The following is a 4,839-nucleotide window of genomic DNA, read 5'->3' on the forward strand; positions in this document are numbered from 1 at the left end:
TGCCTGTCCATCCCTGCGCCGAGCCGCCCTCAGGCGCGCCTCCTGACGTCGTGCGAGAATCGAGATCGTTGGTTTAGGAGCCGACGGCCCCTTCGACGTACTTGCATGCATCGCCGACTGTGTGAATGAGTTCGACGTGTTCGTCGGGGATTTCGATTTCGAACTCATCTTCGAAGTGCATGGCGAGTTCGATTAGGTCTAGCTCATCCATGCCCAAGTCATGAACGAGATCTGCGCTGTCGGTGACGCTGGAGGGGGGGACGTCGGCCTTCTCTGCGATGATTCTCTTTACTTTTGTGCAAGTGCTCGAGAATCCAGCAGTGCCTTGTGTAGTGGAGGCTTGCGTGGACGCGAGCGGGCTGGGCGAGGCGCTCCCCGTGGTTGAGATTAGCAGTGCGGCGAGAAATCCTAGCGCGGAATGGCGAGCAATGGAGTGGTGCATGGGTCTCCTGGATGTGGGGACGGCTATTTTGATGGATCTGCATTTGTGGTCAAGGGAGTTGGCGTAGTTTGCAGTGTTTTGGTTTCCGCGGCGGGTCGGTGAAGATGTTGTGAAGAGAGGATGGATTCGGCCAGCCGTGGCGGAAACACGACTTGCCCCGCCAGCCCATGTGCTGTCCGAGTTTATTTGTGTGGCGCGCTTTCGTTTGGTTGGACTGTTCTCTAAGGCCTAAATGCCCCTGGCCGCTCGCCGCGCTTTTCCATGGGCGCGTTCTTCATCTCGTCCGGGAGGTAGTAAACGAGAGGCCGCGTCCCGTCCCCCATCCGGCGCTGGCCACGGGTGAAGCCCAGTGACTTCAGGGCCGCGCCGATTTCGCGTGAGAAGCGCATGTCTACCTGGGCGGGGTGGAGTGCGAAGGCTTCGACGCCGACCTGGAGCAGCGTCACGTCGTTGGGGCGCCTGTCGGCCGGCATCTCCAGCAGCCACTTCAGGATGACTTCCTTCCGGCTGTCTCCCACGTTCTCCATGCGCAGCGCGGCTTGCTGCTCGGCGCCGGCTGCTTCCTCGTTGGTCAACCACCAGTCCTCTCCCTGGTGGAAGCGCACGACGGCTTCGGCCCAAATCTGGCTGCGGTCGCGCGCGAGCCCCTCGGTGTCGATGCGGGAGCACTTCACCGGCCAGAAGCGTCGATGCCCCGTGGGGTCTCTCTGGTAGTCATCGTCGTTCGTGGTCCTGACGAAGATGCACCGACGCGGAGCCTTCACGTTGGCGCGTCCATAGGGCGGCCGGTAGGTGTCCTCAACCCGCGTGATGAACGCCTTGAGGGCTTGGTCCTCGCTCTTGCGGAACGTGCTCAGTTCGGCCAGTTCGATGAACCAGAACTGAGAGGCCAGCATCGCACTGTCCTTGCTGGTGACGTCGATGGTCGCGTCGCTGAAATACCTGCCGCCCAGAATCCGGAACGCCGTCGACTTCCGGAGGCCCTGGGGCCCTTCCAGAATCATCACCGTGTCGACCTTGCATCCAGGGCGAGGGGCACGCGCAACGGCAGAGATGGCGAACTTCGCGCCGACGGCCCGCAGGTAGTTTTGCTCACCTCTCGCGCCGAAGTACGTCACGAGCAGCTCGTCGAGCCGCGGCTTTCCGTCCCAGACGAGTTCCGCGAGGTAGTCGGCGACCGGGTCGTAGCTGTTGGCCTTCGCCACGGCAAGGAGCTGCTGCGCGACGACGTGTGCCTTCGGCATCAGGCCGAGCTGCCCGTACTTGCTGAGCTGAATCCAGTTGGCGACGAGCACGTCGAGCGTTTCCAGGTCCACGCTGGGGCCGAGGGGGATGGCCTCCACTTCGAGCCCCTTCGTGACTTCGTGGAAGCGGAAGACGCCGCGCCACTCGGGGGATTTGAGGAGCACCGTGAAAACGTTCGCCTCGCAGTTGCGAATGCGCTTGCCGCCGTCCTTCGTGGTGTCGAGCAGCAGCTCACCCACCCAGGCGTCGGGGGCCGGAGCGTCTTCCTCGAAGCCGGGGGCGTCGATGGAGAGCGAAGCAGGCGTGCTCCCGCCAAGGGCCTCCCAGATGGCGCGGTTATCGGCGAGCTGCGACGCATCCCGGGCCCGACGGCGTTCCTTGTGGCGCCGCAGCTTGAAGAGGGCCTGCTCGCACAGGTGCTCCGTGCCTTCCTGCCAGTCCGTGGCCGCGAACGATGCACGGAACAGCTCGACGATGGCCGATTCGGGTGTGGCGAGCGGCAGGACGAAGGCCGCGCACGACATCAGGGTGTTCAGGGCGTTGTCTTGGCCGCCAACGGGGGCCAGGGGCTCACCGGCAAGGGCCCGGCGCACGAGGTCAACATGCTCGGGCTTCCGGATGCGCCGCAGAAGGGCCCTCAGCTCGTGCAGGTCGGTCGGAGAGCCATCAGGGGGTGGAGGAGTAGCCGGAAGGCCCGAACGTGCCATGGCGAGCAGCCCGTCGACGTCCAGGGGCATTCCCTCGCCGCTGAGGGCCATGGGCTCGACTCCCTCGGGCGCATCCGGCAGGAAGTACAGGCGAGCCAGGTCCTTCGTGGCCGGGTCGGCGGGGAGGTCGAGCAGGCGGATTGCGGCCTCGCGAACGGCGGACCACTCCCGGGGCAGGACGGGCCGGGACAACGGCATGACCAGCCTCAGGCAGTAGTCCTCGGGCGGGCGGTTGCTGTGCGTCGAGTGGGCCGCGAAGGCCAGTCTCCGGTTCCTGACGGCATCCAGGCACGTGAGTTGCGACGAGCTGAGGTGGTCCAGGTCGAACACGGCGACCGTGACGGCGCGCACGTTCTCGGCGCGTTGTCGCTCGACGATGTCGACGGGGCTCCAGGCCGGGCCGTTCTTCGCGGGACAGCCACGAGGGCAGGGCGACGTCGGGCACCGGCTGCGACGATGGGCGACGAGCTTTGCTGACAGCTCGGGCCACGAGAGGTCCGCGACTTGCGGCACATTGTCTTGCGCGGACGCGTAGAAGGCGACCTTCATCCGGTGGGCATGAAGGGGTGAGGGGATGGGCTTCGAGGCGGAAACGTCGAGTGGTGGGTTCACCCCTGCTAAATGCGTGTGACTTCTCGCAGTGGCCCGCGTGCGCGCTTTGTTCGCCGGCAGGAGGGGTGTCAGCTCGTCACTCGTCAAAAAGGCTGGTTTGCTAAACCCCTTAGACATCCGCTCAAAAGCCGCGGCCTGGTTCGCACAGGAAGGCATCGGGACGCCCAAGAAGCGTTCCGATTCGTAAGCGAAAACCAGGCCGGACATGCGGTGTCGACGATGTGCAGGGCGCTGGGCGTCACCGAGGCCGGCTACTGCGCCTGGAGAGGCAGGCCTGCCTCAAAACGGGCCGAGGAGGATGCCCACCTCTCCGAGCGCATCCACGCCATTCACCAGATGTCGGACGGCACCTATGGCGCACCTCGCGTCCGGGCGGAGCTGGTCGACACGCACGGCCTCCAGGTGGGACGCCGGCGCGTCGCCAGACTGATGAGAGAGGCGCGGTTGGCGGGAGTCAGTCGGAGGGGATACTGCGTGACGACGAAGCGAGATGACGCGGCACAACCCGCTGCAGACCTGGTGGAGCGCCGATTCGAAGCCCGAGAGCCAAACGAGTGATGGGTCGCCGACATCACCTACATCCCGACGTGGGCGGGCTTTCTCTACCTGGCTGTCGTCATCGACGTGTGGAGTCGCAAGGTGGTGGGCTGGGCCATGGCGACTCACCTGAAGTCTGAGTTGGTCATCTCCGCGCTGGACATGGCCGTCGCCCAGCGCCAGCCCCGAGACGTCATCCATCATTCGGACCAGGGATGCCAATATACTTCGCTGAGCTTCGGGCAGCGGTGCAGGCAGGCTGGAGTCCGTCCCTCCCTGGGGAGCGTCGGCGACGCGTACGACAACGCGCTGTGCGAATCCTTCTTCGCGAGCCTCGAGTGCGAGTTGCTCGACCGACGGACCTTCCGCACTCACGCAGAAGCCAGGATGGCTGTCTTCCAGTACGTCGAGGGCTGGTACAACCTGCGCCGGAGGCGCTCCGCCCTGGGCTACCAGTCTGCTGCTAACGATGAGAAGAGGTACCCAACTGCGGCTTGACTCACCAAGTCGCCGGGACTCAACGAGACCGGTGTAACTCCAAGGCACCCCCTCCCCAAAGCCGTGCACACCGGGGAGGGGGCGGCGCCTCACGACGAGAGGGGAGGGAGTCTTGGGCGTGTTGTGGTGTGGCCTGCACGGGGCCTGGGCACAGGCTCGCGCGTGACGAGGACAGCGTCCGCTGGTGGTTCTGCGGGTTCTTTCGTGCATTTCGGGTTGCTTGTTTGGCCTGAATTGCATGAAATGATCTTGGCTTGGTGGTCCTTCGCTCGCACACCCTCACCATAGGGAAATCATCATGAAGAGCTTGATGCTATTGCTGTTGGCTGGTGCCGCTGCATTCGCTGTCGGGTGTGGTGGAGTGCCAGATGGGGCGCCTGAAGAAAGCAGCGGCCTTCTCACATCCTCGGAGGAACTCTCGGCGTGCACGGCCACCTGTCAGTGGGGCGGTGACGTGAGTTGTCCTTCGACGACGACGACTTGCACCGCGACAAACGGTGTGGGCGTCACGTGCGACGGCATCACCACCGAATGCGCGGCAGAGCCGACCTGCCCTTCCACTTGGCCGAGGTGCTCGTCCATCGCCGGCACCTACTGCTTGCCGAGAGAGCTCGGCTCAACCATTGCCTGCTGCGTCGACGAGCCGACCTATTCCAGAGAGAGCTCCTGCATGTGTCTCCGCCGAGGCGGCACCAATCCGCCAATCAAGTATTGGTGCGATCTCTGACTCGACTTTCGCCCTTTTGGGGTGGGATGCCCAAGCAGGGGGCCGAGAGGAGAGAGGGCTGAGGGTTGGTA

3 protein-coding genes and 1 pseudogene are annotated in these 4,839 nt (G+C 64.5%); 1 reads left to right on the forward strand and 3 read right to left on the reverse strand.

Translation table 11 applies throughout. The annotated features are described in order from the left end of the window. Nucleotides 1-73: 73 nt before the first annotated feature. Together acpP and K8640_RS42245 are read right to left on the reverse strand one after the other, a co-directional pair. Nucleotides 74-442 (reverse strand): acyl carrier protein, encoded by a 369-nt coding sequence (acpP, locus tag K8640_RS43405; RefSeq protein WP_370640455.1) that lies wholly within the window; start codon nt 440-442, stop codon nt 74-76. Between the two features lie 221 nt (nt 443-663). After that, nucleotides 664-2,943 carry a virulence-associated E family protein gene (locus tag K8640_RS42245; protein WP_223752259.1) on the reverse strand — a complete coding sequence of 760 codons (2,280 nt, stop codon included), beginning with the start codon at nt 2,941-2,943 and terminating at the stop codon, nt 664-666. A gap of 180 nt (nt 2,944-3,123) precedes the next feature. Here K8640_RS42245 and K8640_RS42250 point away from each other — a divergent pair. After that, nucleotides 3,124-4,041: pseudogene (locus K8640_RS42250) on the forward strand (IS3 family transposase); the annotation flags it as partial. A 438-nt stretch (nt 4,042-4,479) separates the two neighbouring features. Here K8640_RS42250 and K8640_RS42255 read toward each other — a convergent pair. Next, on the reverse strand, nt 4,480-4,623 hold the full coding sequence (locus K8640_RS42255) for a hypothetical protein (protein WP_223752260.1): 144 nt from the start codon (nt 4,621-4,623) through the stop codon (nt 4,480-4,482). Between the last annotated feature and the right edge of the window lie 216 nt (nt 4,624-4,839).

Origin of the sequence: Myxococcus sp. XM-1-1-1 (genome assembly GCF_020037095.1) — a bacterium.
Lineage (GTDB): Bacteria > Myxococcota > Myxococcia > Myxococcales > Myxococcaceae > Myxococcus > Myxococcus fulvus.

Coding starts and splice junctions, on each gene's coding strand:
- acpP (WP_370640455.1), bottom strand. CDS start 442: ATGCACCACTCCATTGCTCGCCATTCCGCGCTAGGATTTCTCGCCGCA.
- K8640_RS42255 (WP_223752260.1), bottom strand. CDS start 4,623: ATGGACGAGCACCTCGGCCAAGTGGAAGGGCAGGTCGGCTCTGCCGCG.
- K8640_RS42245 (WP_223752259.1), bottom strand. CDS start 2,943: ATGAAGGTCGCCTTCTACGCGTCCGCGCAAGACAATGTGCCGCAAGTC.